Origin of the sequence: Terrimonas sp. (assembly GCF_003075435.1) — a bacterium.
Taxonomy (GTDB): domain Bacteria; phylum Bacteroidota; class Bacteroidia; order Chitinophagales; family Chitinophagaceae; genus Agriterribacter.
Genome location: NZ_QCZJ01000001.1, coordinates 565,715 through 579,496, shown reverse-complemented (window position 1 = coordinate 579,496; position 13,782 = coordinate 565,715). Strand labels below are relative to the sequence as shown.

Genomic DNA, 13,782 nt, shown 5'->3' with positions numbered 1-13,782 from the left:
TGCTAAGTCTCGTGAGACACGAGCCCTGGCAGGGGAAGATAATTTTAGCATTAAGATTTGAGCCGGGTTTTTGAAACGGCTCTGCGGTACCCTCTTATTGCTATCTCCCGGTCCTTCCCGATCTCCACAATTGCATAGCTGTTGTTCTGATCACCCTCACCTTCTATTACAGCCTTCAACGTATAATAAGGTATGCCGTCAATTATGTTGTATCCCCCGTCATGATAATGACCCTGGAAAACAACAAGCACTTTACCCGACCGTTCAAGAATTGCTCTTACCTTGTCTGCATTATCCGGACAATACCTGCTATGATCACCCTCAAAAGCAGGGCCATCCAGTTGCTGATGAATAAAAACAACCGTGGGCTGGTGATGTTCCCTTAAATCTTCTTCTAACCATTTTAATTGCTCCTCAGGGATATGACAATCCTTCCAGTCAAAATTTCCCCGGTCATAACCAATACCTTCCCTGGTATAATTAGCATCCAGCACAACAAAATGGTGATGTGCCGCATTAAAGGAATAATGACCCCGGGCTTTTGAAAAACCGCTGTTATGTATCTTACTTAAAAACTGTTCTTTTGAAATAGAGTCCATATCGTGGTTGCCTAATACATGGTATACCGGTCCTTTAAATTGCCTGAACTTTGCCTCAATGGTTTCAAGGAACCGCAGGGTTTCTCCTTCGTCCGGCTGAATGTTCTGATCTTTAAAGTCGCCCAGTTCAATGAGAAAATTCACACGCTGCTCATTCATCAGCTCAACGCATTCTGACAATTTGGTTAAAGACTCCCTGTAATAGCGGCTGCCATTCGGAGTCCGGTCGGCATAGTGCAGGTCTGTAACAATACCAAATCTTATTGCGGGAGCCGCAACTGTTTTTCCACCGCCTGCAAACGACAGTTTAGTGCCTGCAATCAGTGTTAATGACGATAAAAGAAACTTTTTCCTGTTCATTTAAGTTTTTTTATTACCTGGTGGCTGTTCAACGGTACCACACCAACATCGCAACATCCACCGTGTACCGATATAACAGAGCAGAAAAAAAGTATAAGATACCTTATGTGCATTAATTATTTTATAACAGCGCTCCGCCGTGGTTCGTGTCCCATAAAACATTACCACGGATTCCATTGATTATACGAAACCTTTTTTGGTTGCAAATTTATATATTCGCCTTTCTTGAATATTTGTAATAAGCCTTGTCTGTATATGTTTAATTTAATATTGCAAAAAGTAAGATCAGCTTCTGTTTTTATTTTATTGATTAATGGGTTAGTGGTATTATTTTCTCCGGCGGAAGTTGTTTCCCAAACATTAAAGAAAGATATTCCTGCATATAATGTAAAAGATTTTGGTGCGAAAGCTGATGGGAAAAGTGATGACACTTATGCTATTCAGAAAGCATTGGATTACCTGATAGACCATGGAGGCGGAACATTATATTTTCCTAATGGCAAATACAGACTTGCTACCATACAAGAAAAATATGAAGTAAAAGCTCACCTCATTATTAAACCAAAAGCCACCAGGGGAAGAAAGTATGTTATGATAAGGTTGATGGGAGAGGGCAGCGTGGTAACACCAAGTGCATATGCTAACCACACCGGAAAAGATGAGGCTGCGGTATGGGATAATGGCACTGTTTTATTTTCGGATGTTTTAGGAGAGAAGCTTATTAATCCTAAAGACAAGCCTACGTTTTTATTAGCAGCAGGTTCCGGAGGAGGAACATACAAACTTAACCAGGCTGTTGTTAGGTTGCAGGATATTGCTTTTCAGGCAAAGTCTGAAAAAGGAAAGTATCCCTATCTTTCAGGTATAAATATGGCATATGCAGCCACCCTGTATACTGATAATGTATTAATATACTCATCAACAAAAAGTGTTGACTTAACAGCTCCAACAGATGATGGACATTATTCCGCAGGGATGGTTGCGCCAAGATTATGGTGTAATCCTGAACAAGAATTAAGGAATACATATGTGAAAAGCGCTTTTCGGTATGGCTTCATATTTTCTGAACATATGAACGGAAATAACCTGTCTGTTTGGAACTGTGACAATGCGTTTGTTTTTGCAAAAATGGATCATGCTGCATGGCTGGGTCGCATTCATGCTCAAAATGCCAAGAATATTATTACATCCCTGGATGTTGAATTTGCTGATCATTTTTTGGGCGCCTCATATTTTAAAATAGAACAGGTGGGAATTGAGATCAATACTGGCCAGGAGCCAACGTCGTTTAATTATAGTCATTTTGTTGTTGACCCAAAAGATTTGCTCTTTGGACTCCTGAACTATCATATTGTAAAATCGAATGTGGGTGCCGATAATTCTTATTTTAATAAAGTGGGTGCCAATAACCTGAAAGCTACCCCTTCTTTTTAGTTAGCTGATACCTAAGTAATTTTTCTCCTCCTTAGCTGCGAAACCTTTTTATATTAAGAAGTTCGGGATTAGCATATCGTTCCGGGAGTATTGCAAAAGCTTACGACCTATAATGTTTGCATTTACATACTGGCCAATAAAACGATATTACACAAACACCACGGTCTCCCGTGGCGCATGCTTATATTTCATAATAACAGGTTATTCAACTATGATACGTGTAAAGACACTCTCGGATGATTGCTTGATTTCAAACCGTGATACTATTTTTTGATTTTTATCAGACACTTCAAAAGTGTAGATACCGGCATCTGCATCGTTAAGATTAAAATCGCGGACTACCCTGCCTGAATTTTTGGTCATGAAGCTGCTGATCTGCACTCCATCTGGATTTAACAGGCGTACCCAAACCTTTTTTCCTTCAGTTTTAAGTAATAGCAATTGTATGCCCAACCCTTCTTTTTTCTTTTTCAGTTCCATCCTGAAAGACTGTTCGTGTGCTGTTGTTCTTTTAAAAGTATACCAGGGCTCTGTATGAGCTTCACCTGCGGTTACAGGATTAACGAATAAAACAAATGCCCCAATAAAAATAAATGTGAGTGATGTGATGATCCGTGACATAAAATATGTTGTGAGATTAAATGAATGTATTTCTGTGTAATAAAAAGGGATTTACTTTACCGCATCAGGGTAAAACAATCTGGGTGGTTGTTGCAGTTGTAAAACGTTCAAGTGTTACTTTTTTGCTTATTTCCCTTTTGCCATCTGATATTTTGAATACATATACGCCTTCTTCAGCGTTATTGAAATTATAAAACCTGTTTATGTTTGTCTCTTTTTTGCCGGCCATATATTTTTCAATAATATTACCACTTGGTGAATATAGCTCGATAGAAAGTTTTTTTCCTTCCTGCTTCAATACATAAAGTATGATGGATTCTGTATTCCTGCGCTGTACTATTTTAATATCAAAGGATTTTGTTTCTTCAGATCCCTGATTTTTATGAACAGGGGTTTCGTTAAAAATTTCTGCTGACATTGCGGGGGCTGACATAAATGTGAATGCAACCATTACTCCGGTTGCGATTGATTTTACAAATTGGTTCATAATTTTTGTTTTTATTGTTTATAATATTTAGTCAGCCTGCTTATGCAATGCAACAGGGGCTACTTTTTTTAAAAACTGTCTTTCTACCCGTTGTTACAAGTCAATTGCTGACATGCCAATAACTTTCCGAAAGCGTGCCATTACATATTTAAGTGAGAATCAATGTGGTTGTAAATTGTTAAAGAAAACTAATGTATCAATACCGGACAAACGGTGTTCAAATTTGATACAATACAATGCATTTGTACATTTTTATGATCATCCGGAAGGGTATAATATCCGGGATACAAAAATTATTAAGACAGAATATTATCTGCAACAACAAAATTACAGTATCAATCCTCCTTACGCTTCTCTAACAAAATATTACTCAGATCAACCGCCTGGTATATGATTCGCATTTTATCACTCATAATGTTTGCAGGGATATGCCTGATTAATAGTATAGCTGCTCAAACAAATAATAATATTTTTTACCAGAAAGTAAGCAAGACAATTCCTCTGCCGTCTTCCGCAGGAAGAAATGTAATACGCCTGTTTTACTCTAACAACATCATTACAGCTATAACCAATAAAGGCATATTCCGTTATCAAAACGGCAAATGGTGGGGCAATGCTGGTAATGATAATTGGGTAATGGCCGCGCTGGACAGTAAGCAAAATATATGGTTGGCGTCGCAAAAAATAATTTCAAATGAACATGGCAGAATAATTCCTCTTCCGGTTGTGATGCAAAAAGATTCGATAAGCTGTATGTTCTGGGAAAATGATCATAGACTGCATGTTGGCACTAACGATGGGTTATACACGTGGACCGGAAAATGGGAGCAGGTGCCGGAACTTAAAGCCATTGCTGTTAATGATGTTGTTGCAGATTCCGGGAAAAGCTTATGGGTAGCTTCCGGAGATGGTTTATGGAAACGGGCAAATGGTAAATGGCTTAATCTTGATGACCTGCTGATGGCTGAAGGCAACCAGCGAAAATATTATGCGCTTACTACTATCAACAATGGGGCTGACGTGGTTTTCAGTACGCCTTATACTGTAGGCTGCATTGCTGCTGATAATGAACATTGGGTATGGAGATCAACCGAAGGGTTACCCTACGGCCCGGTAAACTGTATCCGCGCAGCAGGAAATGATTTTTGGTTAGGTACAGCTAAAGGTGCCATACAAAAAGACAGCGCATGGCATTATTATCATGGTAAGCGTTGGTTGCCCGCATCAAGGGTGAATGACATGTTGAAATTATCAACAGGGGAAGTCTGGATTGCTACAGCAGGAGGCATCAGTGAAATAAAAAATGTCTCCATAACATTGGAACAAAAAGCAGCATACTACGAAAGCATAATTGATAAGCGCCATAACCGCCGCGGCCTGATCAATATTTCCAAACTTTCAACCCCCGGTGATACAACCACCAGCTACATGGAGAATGAAGATAATGATGGATTATGGACATCCTGCTATCTTGCAGCAGCGTGTTTTCGTTATGCTGTCACCAAATCGCCGGATGCAAAATTAAAAGCCATACGAACTTTTGAGGCGCTGGAACGGCTGGAAACAGTAACGGGTATTCCCGGTTACCCGGCAAGATCTTATGCAACCGCTTCAGATAAAGTAAAGCAATCCCGTTCGCCGCATCCCAAGCAATGGCATTTTTCTCCTGATGGTAAATGGCAATGGCTCGATGATACAAGCTCTGATGAAATTACGGGTCATATCTTTACGCTTTCGCTATTTTATGAATTAGTAGCAGATACAGCACAAAAAATTCGCGTAAAAGCATTGATCAGCCGCATTGTAACGCATATTGTTGACAATGATTTTCGTTTAATTGATTTTGATGGTAAACCTACACGCTGGGGTATCTGGCATCCTGATTCTTTAAATCATTCTGAAAACTGGATGTACGAACGTGGGTTGAATTCATTGCAGATACTCTCATTTTTGAAAACCGCGATACATTATACAGGTAATCCTAAGTTTGAAAAAGCTTATCAAACACTCGTTAAAAAGCATGGCTATGCACATAATGCGGTTGCTGTAAAAATGTATGGTCCGTATGAAACAAGCCACTCAGACGATATCCTTAATTTCTTTCCTTATTATGGATTATTTCAGTATGCCGGTAATGATACCAGCTATGCTTACTTTGTTAAAAGCCTGGAACGCAGCTGGCGTAATGTACGCAATGATCGCATGCCTGTATGGAATGTAATTGCCAGCGCTTTGCTGGGTAAGGATTGTGACTTGGATATAGCATTGAAGGAGCTTCGTGAGTACCCGCTTGATCTTATTGACTGGACAATGGACAACAGCCACCGGTGGGATTTAGAAACAGACCCGATGGTTGACAGGGGAAGACAGCAACAGGCTGTATATCCTGTGCCGACGCCTGAAAGCGGAGTATCGCGCTGGAATACAAATCCTAAAAGATTAAAAGTGGGCCAAGCCGGGCAAACTGAAGAAACAGGTACTTACTTTTTATTTGCTTACTGGATGGGAAGGTATTATGGATTTTGGAAAGAATAGCAGTTGCTGTTGTGAAAAAATCGCTGCCGGGTTGTCATGGCACCATTCCTGTATTATGCTCTTTAATATACTGTTGAAGTGATCACATAACAGGTGAAAAATAACAGGCCGGAATTAATATTACGGTAATATCTTTTAAACAAAATACTTTACTTCACTGTTGGTTTGTATAAATAAGTATAAGACCTTAATGCATCCTAACTTCTTAATGGTTTGTAAAAGCCGGTATTGTTTTCTCTTAATCATAATTATCTTTGAATGATATACTGATAAAAACGGATTTGATTTTGATCTGACAATATAATTTTGCCATGTACAGAAAAATTTTACTCGCATTTATTGCTGTATGCTTACTGCAGCAAATTTCTTTATCACAAACAAATTCAAAACATCCCAATGTAATTGTTATCTATACTGATGACCAGGGAGCTGATGATCTTAATATTTATGGCGCTGCAGATTTGATGACGCCAAATATTGATAAGCTTGCCCGCAATGGCGTCCGGTTTACGCATTTTTATTCCGCGTCACCTATATGTTCGCCATCCCGGGCTTCATTGCTTACAGGCCGTTACCCGCAAAGAGCGGGACTTCCGGCAATGGCTTCATCTAAGGAAGGTGATGCAGGAATGCCTGCCGAACAATTTACTATGGGTGAGCTGTTTAAATCTGCCGGATATAAAACTGCGCATATCGGCAAATGGCATGTAGGATATACGCCTGAAACAATGCCTAACGCACAGGGCTTTGATTACTCCTTTGGTTTTATGGGCGGATGTATTGATAATTATTCACACTATTTCTACTGGAACGGACCTAATCGCCATGACCTTTGGCGCAATGGCAAAGAAACATGGGAGCCCGGAAAATTTTTTCCTGACCTGATGGTAAGCGAGACCAATAATTTTCTGACCGAAAACAAACGCAATCCGTTCTTTATATACTTTGCCATCAATATTCCGCACTATCCTCTGCAGGGTGAAAAGAAATGGTTGGATTATTACAAAGATCTTCCTTCCCCACGCAGAATGTATGCGGCATTTATATCTACCATGGATGAAAAAATTGGATTGGTTTTAAAAAAACTGGATGATTTAGGATTAACTGATAATACCATTATTGTTTTCCAGTCAGACCAGGGTTTTTCAAGAGAGGAAAGAACTTTTGGCGGCGGTGGTTCAGCAGGAAATTTACGCGGTTCTAAATTTAGTTTGTTTGAAGGAGGTGTAAGAGTACCTGCAATCATCAGTTGGAAAGGGCATATACCCAAAAATGAAGTTCGTGATCAGTTTGCAGCTAATATAGACTGGTTTCCTACACTGGCAGACTATTGCAATATCAGTTTACCGCAAAGAAAACTGGATGGTAAAAGCCTGAAACCGGTTATAGCATCAGCAAAAGCATCAAGTCCTCACCCGGAATTTTACTGGCAAAGCCAGGGTGCTAAAGATAATCCTCAATGGTCTGTAATAGAAGGCGATTGGAAATTATTACATAGCCCGTTTGAAAGTGAAAAAAGCGAACTTACTGCCGATGGATTTATGCTGGTAAATATCAAAACAGACAGCACTGAACGCATCAATGAAGCAGATAAACATCCTGATATAGTACAGCGGCTCTATGCCAAATATCAGTCATGGATAGCCGAAGTTACGGATCAGAAATAAGTATATACCTTTTATTGTATTAATGTTACAGTACCTTTCCTGGTAATTATCTTCCCGGTATAATCTATTCCCTGTGTTACATACACATAGGTATCTGTTGTTTGCAATTTACCATTAATGGTGCCATCCCATCCACTTTCCATATCTGTAGTGCTGAACACAAGTTGTCCCCAGCGGTTATAGATGCGGAAATAATGAAGTTGGGAAATCCCAACACCAATAGGTCTTAGCACATCATTGCGCCCATCCCTGTTAGGTGTGAAGGCAGAAGGAACGAAAATATCCGGAGCAGTTGTGAATACCATCACCTTTATATTGTCTTCCCCAAAACATCCTTCAGCAGTTGCAGCTCTTACTGTATATGTAATAGTGCTTCCGGCCATGTTTGACAGGTTGGCAACCGGGTTAGCAATATGAGTGTTATCTAAGCCGGTGCCGGGTAACCAGGTATATTGATTTGCAAGCGAATCACTTACTGTGATATTAAGTTGAAGAGGCTGACTGGCAACAATGGAAGTATCATTGCCTGCAAATACGGTAATAGGCTGCGTAACAAAAACATGAAAAGTATCAAGTAATGCATTCGGGCAACCTGCATTGGTTACACTTAGTATATAATCAGTGTTCTGCAGTGGAGCGGCAGTAGCATGAATGGCATAAGGCCATGCGCTTACCTGCCCATTACCGGTATTTGTGAGTGTAGAGGTATTGTTCCAGGTATAATTGGTGCCGGCAGTAATTACAGCATTCAGTGCTGTACTTGTACCATAACATATTGAAGCGGTATCAGGGTTAATTGTTGCTGAGGGAAAAGGCACATTAACAAAATTGACTTTAGCTATAGTGCTGGTGTCTGCCGGGCACACGCCACTTTTCAGTAAGGTTCTGTAATAAGTGGTTTGATTAACCGAGCTCACACTGTAGCTTGTATTTGTATTCACCGGAGAGAAATTACTCCAGTTGGCTCCATCGTAGGAATATTGCCAGTTTTGGACCTGGCCTACACTGCCATTCAGCAAAATAACATTTTGCTGTGTTTGAGATGGGCAGATAGTGAATTCGTCCGGATCAAGGTTGCCACCATTGGTTTGGGGATTTACCGTTACCAGTGCCGGTCCGCTGGTATCTATACTGCAGCCACTGCCATTTTGTACTAATGCACGGTATTGAGTTGTACTGTTAAGGTTCTGCGCAGTATACTGGTTGGTTGTGTTGGTAATAGCAGACCATCTGAGTCCATCAGTTGAAGATAGCCAACCCAGTATATTGCCGGTCTCGCCATTGAGGGTTAATATGGTGCTGTTGGCATCTGCACAAACGGTATTATCACCCGTAAGAAAACCTGCCACTGTGGGTGGTAATGTTGTTACGGTAATGGTATCCCTGAGGTCTGCGCAACTATTAATTTCCTGTGCTGTAATAATGCCTCCGGCAGCGCCGGGTTTTACTGTAATAATATTGGTGTTGGCGCCTGTAATAATTGTCCAGCCTGCCGGAACTGTCCAGGAATATACGCTATTGGCTAAAGCCGGAATAGAATATACTGTATTGGTATTACTGCAGGCTTCCTTGTAGCCGGAAATTTCGAGACCGCCACAATCATTGCGCAGCGCGATATAAGCATAGGCAAAGTGAGCACCCGGCGTGCAGTTGCTGGCTTCAAAAGTTAATGTTACCTGCTGTCCCCGGTAGGGAGACAGATCAAAAGTTACTTCTGTCCATGGTTTTGTCCAAATATCCTGTAGCAGGGTACCATTGCCATTATTCTGACCGGCATGTGAAAGAAACAACGTAGAGCTTAATGAAAATCCGTCTGCTATTGCAGCGGCAGAATCAAGCGTAGCTCCTGTAGGTGTTTGTCCGTTTCCTCCCGTTGCATTGTTCAATGTAGGCAGATAATAAGAAGGAGATGCACAAGTGATGATACCGGCAGGCCCTTTTACCGTAGCAGTAAACACTGGTTGCTGGTTAGAATTGTGGGTCCCATTTTCAAGAACCAATGCATAGGCGTATGTCATGGTATATGGCTCGGAAGGCGAGCCTGCCGGAACATTGACGGTATAGGTAACTGACCTGACGAAGCCTCCCGGACTGCGCTGATTGTCTTGCTGGAGATCCCATGAGGTAGCTTCTGATCCTAGTTTGATAGAATAGTCATATGAGTAACCATTAATAACAGGAACTGTTGGAAACCCGCCAAACCTGTCGGTGCCGGCAGAGGTGAGCACCTGTATGCCTGTGTTTAGTATGCTGTATTCCGGAATTACAGATACTCCGGTATTGGTAGGATATTGCCGTGTGGAACCGCCCACCAAACCTGTTTGGGCAGACCAGGAAGACAGGTCTCCTGCTGAAAAATTGATATTAAACGGGCAGGATTGGTCCTGACTGAAAGCCGCAGAAAACCAGGATGCCAGCAAGCCGGAAATTATGATTATTTTCAATCTTGCCATCTTACCAATAACCAATTGAATAAATTACATGTTCAGACATATGTACGAAGAAATCTGCAACAAAGTCTTGTATGCAATTTATCAAAATGCCAGGCACGGACATGCTTTAATCTTATTTAATAGGTGAAAAGGGTAAATATTTCGGTTAATGGGGTGAAGCCATTTTGTTTTATGAAGGAGGTATATTGACCTGCAGGTTTGCCTTGATTCAGATAAATGCTTCTTTCTCGTTAATCGGGAAAGCAACTTTAATCATAGTGCCTTTTCCTATTTCTGAGTGCAGCGACAATCTGGCACCTACCATTATCGCCCTTTCATTCATCCCCAGTAAACCAAGTGAGCCGGTTCGGGCACCGGTGGATGTTTTAAAACCTTTACCATTGTCTTTTACCGTAAGCAATAATTCATTGTTCTGTATATCAAAATTTATTTCCACCCGGGTAGCGTTTGAATGCCGGGCAATGTTAGTAAGCGATTCCTGGCAAATTCTGAATAAACCTGTTTTAACCTGGGGAGGAAGTGATATATCACTATGCAAACAGTTGAATATAACAGGAATATTATAACGCCTTGTGAATTCCTGCGTATACCATTGAATAGCGGCTATTAATCCAAGATCTTCGAGCGGACCTTCTCTTAATTGAGAAGATAGTCGCCTTACAAACCGGATAGCATCGTCTACAAGGCTGGTCATGGACTGTATGTGTTCCTTAACTCTTTCATTGCTACCCGCCGGCAGGTGATTCTTTAAAAGCTGGACATCCATTTTAAAGCCGGTAAGCAGTTGACCAAGCTCATCATGCATTTCTCTTGCAATGCGCTTACGTTCTTCTTCCCTGATATTCTGTTGGTGAGCAGAAAGTTTTCTTAGTTGTGTATTTAAATGCTCAGCCTCATTTATCTTTTCTTCCATCTTTGTTTTTGCATCTTTCAGGCTTAGCGTCATTTCATTAAATGCCTGTGCCAGTTTTCCTACTTCATCATTTCTGTTAACAGGTACTTCTGCAAATTCTCCTGACGAAAGATTGGTAACAGCATTGGTTAACTGATTGAGCGGGCGCACAAGGTTTTTCCCAATTATCCAGGCTGCTGTTATCCCACAAATAATCAATATTGTTCCCAATACAAGCAACCAAAAAAGGAATTTTGATGATCCCTGGACAATAACACTGTAAGGGAATTCGAGTGCAACCAGCCATGGTGTATCCGGCACGAACCTGAAAGCTCCTACCATCCGGGTACCGTTTTCATTTTTATAGCTGTAGCTTTTGTCTGCCTGCGTTTGATCTACCGGTAATGTATATTGTACCGGTTTGAACAGATCTGTACAAAAACTATTATTCTTATTAGCTACATATAATTTAGCGCCATAACCTGCAAGCGTTGAAAATTGCAGTACCATTTTAGAGGTTATTTTCACAAACCTGTATCGGGTAACGTATCCTGTTAGTTTTCCGGCTTCCATAACGGGTAGGGTCAAACTGTAAAAAACAGAATCATTATGACCGTAAAGATCCCCTGACATTATTTTTTTAACATAATGTGGCCGGCTGTTTTTATCCGGTAAATAAAAAGGATCACCCGCACTTAACAAAGGATTATAATTGGTGTCAAGTATCTCTGCATATAGAGATGATCCGGAATGACCAATTTGCTCTAAAATACTATCTGCCTGTTTTTGCAGGAGTTCAGTTCGCTTTGTTATGAATGCAGGAATGATTGTATCTGCAATAACCCGCCTTGTATTTGTATAATCTTCCCTGATGGATTCCGAAAACATATTACCTGCCTGTTGCGTTAAATCAAGCAAACGTTGCTCACCGGCCTTTAATTCAAATTTTTTTATACTTAAGTAAGATATGATACTGAAAAGAGTGATCGCACCTGTCAATAGCAGGCAAACAAATAACGGTAATCGTTTTTGAAGTGAAAGATTTTTAAAGGTAGAAAGCGTCAACCTCATGGCGGTACTTGTTTATTCAGAAATTTCGGTATTATTTCTATCTGGTTAAATAGCACACAAATTCTGAACATTGCACAGCAGGTTAGAAACCAGCTAAGTTTTCTTTATAGCAATATAACAATTTAAAGTTGAAATTCTTTTTTAATGAGCAGATAACGGTAATGCATAGATGAAATGTCAAAATGATAGGTAGAAGTATGTATGATTTCTGTAATGATTTTTACTGATTATATTGGCGAAATTCAGCTTTGGCTTTTATCTTTTCAGTATCTTAACTCACTTAAATTATCGACATGGCACAAAGAAAGATCACTTTACAGGAATCTGAAATTCCTACACATTGGTATAATATCCTGGCGGATATGCCTAACAAGCCTTTGCCGCCTTTGCACCCCGGCACACACCAGCCTATTGGCCCTGAAGACCTGGCACCACTTTTTCCTATGGAACTTATTAAGCAGGAAGTGAGTACGGAAAAATGGATAGAGATACCCGAAGAAGTGAGGGATATATATACGATATGGCGACCCACGCCTATGTACCGTGCATATGGATTAGAAAAAGCGCTGGGTACCAAATCCAGGATCTATTATAAGTATGAAGGCGTCAGCCCTGCCGGCTCTCACAAACCTAATACTGCTGTTCCCCAGGCATATTATAATATGAAAGAAGGCGTGAAGAAAATTTCAACAGAAACCGGCGCCGGTCAATGGGGAAGCGCTTTAAGTTTTGCCTGCAAGCTTTTTGATATAGCGTGTGAAGTGTTTATGGTAAAAGTAAGTTATGAAGGAAAGCCGTATAGAAAAGTAATGATGAACACCTGGGGTGGTACCGTGCATGCATCGCCCAGCACATTAACCAATGCCGGTAAAACCGTTTTAGCAAAAGCCCCTGATTCCCCGGGTAGTTTGGGCATTGCAATATCAGAAGCGGTAGAAGTGGCAGCCATGAATGCTGATACAAAATATTCGCTGGGCAGCGTATTGAACCACGTATTAATGCATCAAACCATCATAGGGTTAGAAGCATTAAAACAAATGGAAAAAGCCGGCGACTACCCTGATATTGTTGTAGCGCCTTTTGGCGGTGGATCAAATTTTGCAGGAATAACATTTCCTTTTTTGCAGCATAACCTTACGGGTGGTAAAAAAATCAGGGCTATAGCTGTTGAACCCACCTCCTGTCCTAAGCTTACAAGAGGAGAATTTCGCTACGATTTCGGAGATACTATTGGAATGACGCCATTAATACCAATGTATACGCTGGGGCATAATTTCATTCCTTCGCCTATACATGCAGGTGGCCTTCGCTATCATGGTGCAGGCGCTATTGTGAGCCAATTACTGAAGGATGGTATTATTGAAGCTGATGCTATCAATCAAACTGAATGTTTTGAATCAGGATTACTGTTTTCAGGATCTGAAGGCATTATTCCGGCACCTGAAGCAACACATGCTATTGCAGAAGTAATCCGCCAGGCAAAACAGGCCGATAAAGAAGGCGTTTCAAAAACGATATTATTCAATTTATGCGGTCATGGACATTTTGACCTGAGCGCATATGAAAATTATCTTGCGGGAAAGATCGTTGATTATGAAGTTGCAAAAGAAGATATTAATGCTTCATTGGCGGAGCTGGATACACCCGTTATTTAACCTGGTGA

9 protein-coding genes are annotated in these 13,782 nt (G+C 40.7%); 4 read left to right on the top strand and 5 right to left on the bottom strand.

Annotated features, from left to right (window positions below; translation table 11 throughout):
* Nucleotides 1–50: 50 nt before the first annotated feature.
* On the bottom strand, nt 51–959 hold the full coding sequence (locus DC498_RS02375; RefSeq protein ID WP_116872495.1) for a metallophosphoesterase: 909 nt from the start codon (nt 957–959) through the stop codon (nt 51–53).
* 255 nt (nt 960–1,214) lie between these two features.
* On the opposite strand from DC498_RS02375, the gene DC498_RS02370 reads away from it, so the two are divergent.
* Nucleotides 1,215–2,393 carry a glycosyl hydrolase family 28-related protein gene (locus tag DC498_RS02370; RefSeq protein ID WP_116872494.1) on the top strand — a complete coding sequence of 393 codons (1,179 nt, stop codon included), beginning with the start codon at nt 1,215–1,217 and terminating at the stop codon, nt 2,391–2,393.
* Between the two features lie 201 nt (nt 2,394–2,594).
* Here the strand turns inward: DC498_RS02370 and DC498_RS02365 are convergent, their stop codons facing one another.
* Entirely contained in the window at nt 2,595–3,014 is a 420-nt protein-coding gene (locus DC498_RS02365) for a T9SS type A sorting domain-containing protein (RefSeq protein WP_116872493.1), read from the bottom strand.
* Between the two features lie 64 nt (nt 3,015–3,078).
* Nucleotides 3,079–3,501, bottom strand: coding sequence for a T9SS type A sorting domain-containing protein (locus DC498_RS02360; RefSeq protein WP_116872492.1), 423 nt, complete (start codon nt 3,499–3,501; stop codon nt 3,079–3,081).
* Nucleotides 3,502–3,891: 390 nt separating this feature from the next.
* Here DC498_RS02360 and DC498_RS02355 point away from each other — a divergent pair, with 390 nt between their 5' ends.
* Both DC498_RS02355 and DC498_RS02350 read left to right on the top strand, forming a co-directional pair.
* Complete coding sequence (locus DC498_RS02355) at nt 3,892–6,036, top strand: transcriptional regulator (protein ID WP_116872491.1); 2,145 nt, start codon at nt 3,892–3,894, stop codon at nt 6,034–6,036.
* A 311-nt stretch (nt 6,037–6,347) separates the two neighbouring features.
* The gene (locus DC498_RS02350; protein WP_116872490.1) at nt 6,348–7,703 is read left to right on the top strand and encodes a sulfatase-like hydrolase/transferase; all 1,356 of its coding nucleotides are present in this window, start codon (nt 6,348–6,350) and stop codon (nt 7,701–7,703) included.
* Between the two features lie 11 nt (nt 7,704–7,714).
* On the opposite strand, the gene DC498_RS02345 is transcribed toward DC498_RS02350, so the two are convergent.
* Nucleotides 7,715–10,147, bottom strand: coding sequence for a T9SS type B sorting domain-containing protein (locus DC498_RS02345; RefSeq protein WP_165813723.1), 2,433 nt, complete (start codon nt 10,145–10,147; stop codon nt 7,715–7,717).
* 217 nt (nt 10,148–10,364) lie between these two features.
* Nucleotides 10,365–12,119 (bottom strand): HAMP domain-containing sensor histidine kinase, encoded by a 1,755-nt coding sequence (locus tag DC498_RS02340; protein ID WP_116872488.1) that lies wholly within the window; start codon nt 12,117–12,119, stop codon nt 10,365–10,367.
* Between the two features lie 293 nt (nt 12,120–12,412).
* Here DC498_RS02340 and DC498_RS02335 point away from each other — a divergent pair, with 293 nt between their 5' ends.
* Entirely contained in the window at nt 12,413–13,774 is a 1,362-nt protein-coding gene (locus tag DC498_RS02335) for a TrpB-like pyridoxal phosphate-dependent enzyme (protein WP_116872487.1), read from the top strand.
* The last annotated feature ends 8 nt before the right edge of the window (nt 13,775–13,782 follow it).

Excerpts from the sequence above, each read along its gene's own strand:
- DC498_RS02375 (WP_116872495.1), bottom strand. The coding sequence starts at position 959 with ATGAACAGGAAAAAGTTTCTTTTATCGTCATTAACACTGATTGCAGGC.
- DC498_RS02370 (WP_116872494.1), top strand. The coding sequence starts at position 1,215 with ATGTTTAATTTAATATTGCAAAAAGTAAGATCAGCTTCTGTTTTTATT.
- DC498_RS02365 (WP_116872493.1), bottom strand. The coding sequence starts at position 3,014 with ATGTCACGGATCATCACATCACTCACATTTATTTTTATTGGGGCATTT.
- DC498_RS02360 (WP_116872492.1), bottom strand. The coding sequence starts at position 3,501 with ATGAACCAATTTGTAAAATCAATCGCAACCGGAGTAATGGTTGCATTC.
- DC498_RS02355 (WP_116872491.1), top strand. The coding sequence starts at position 3,892 with ATGATTCGCATTTTATCACTCATAATGTTTGCAGGGATATGCCTGATT.
- DC498_RS02350 (WP_116872490.1), top strand. The coding sequence starts at position 6,348 with ATGTACAGAAAAATTTTACTCGCATTTATTGCTGTATGCTTACTGCAG.
- DC498_RS02340 (WP_116872488.1), bottom strand. The coding sequence starts at position 12,119 with ATGAGGTTGACGCTTTCTACCTTTAAAAATCTTTCACTTCAAAAACGA.
- DC498_RS02335 (WP_116872487.1), top strand. The coding sequence starts at position 12,413 with ATGGCACAAAGAAAGATCACTTTACAGGAATCTGAAATTCCTACACAT.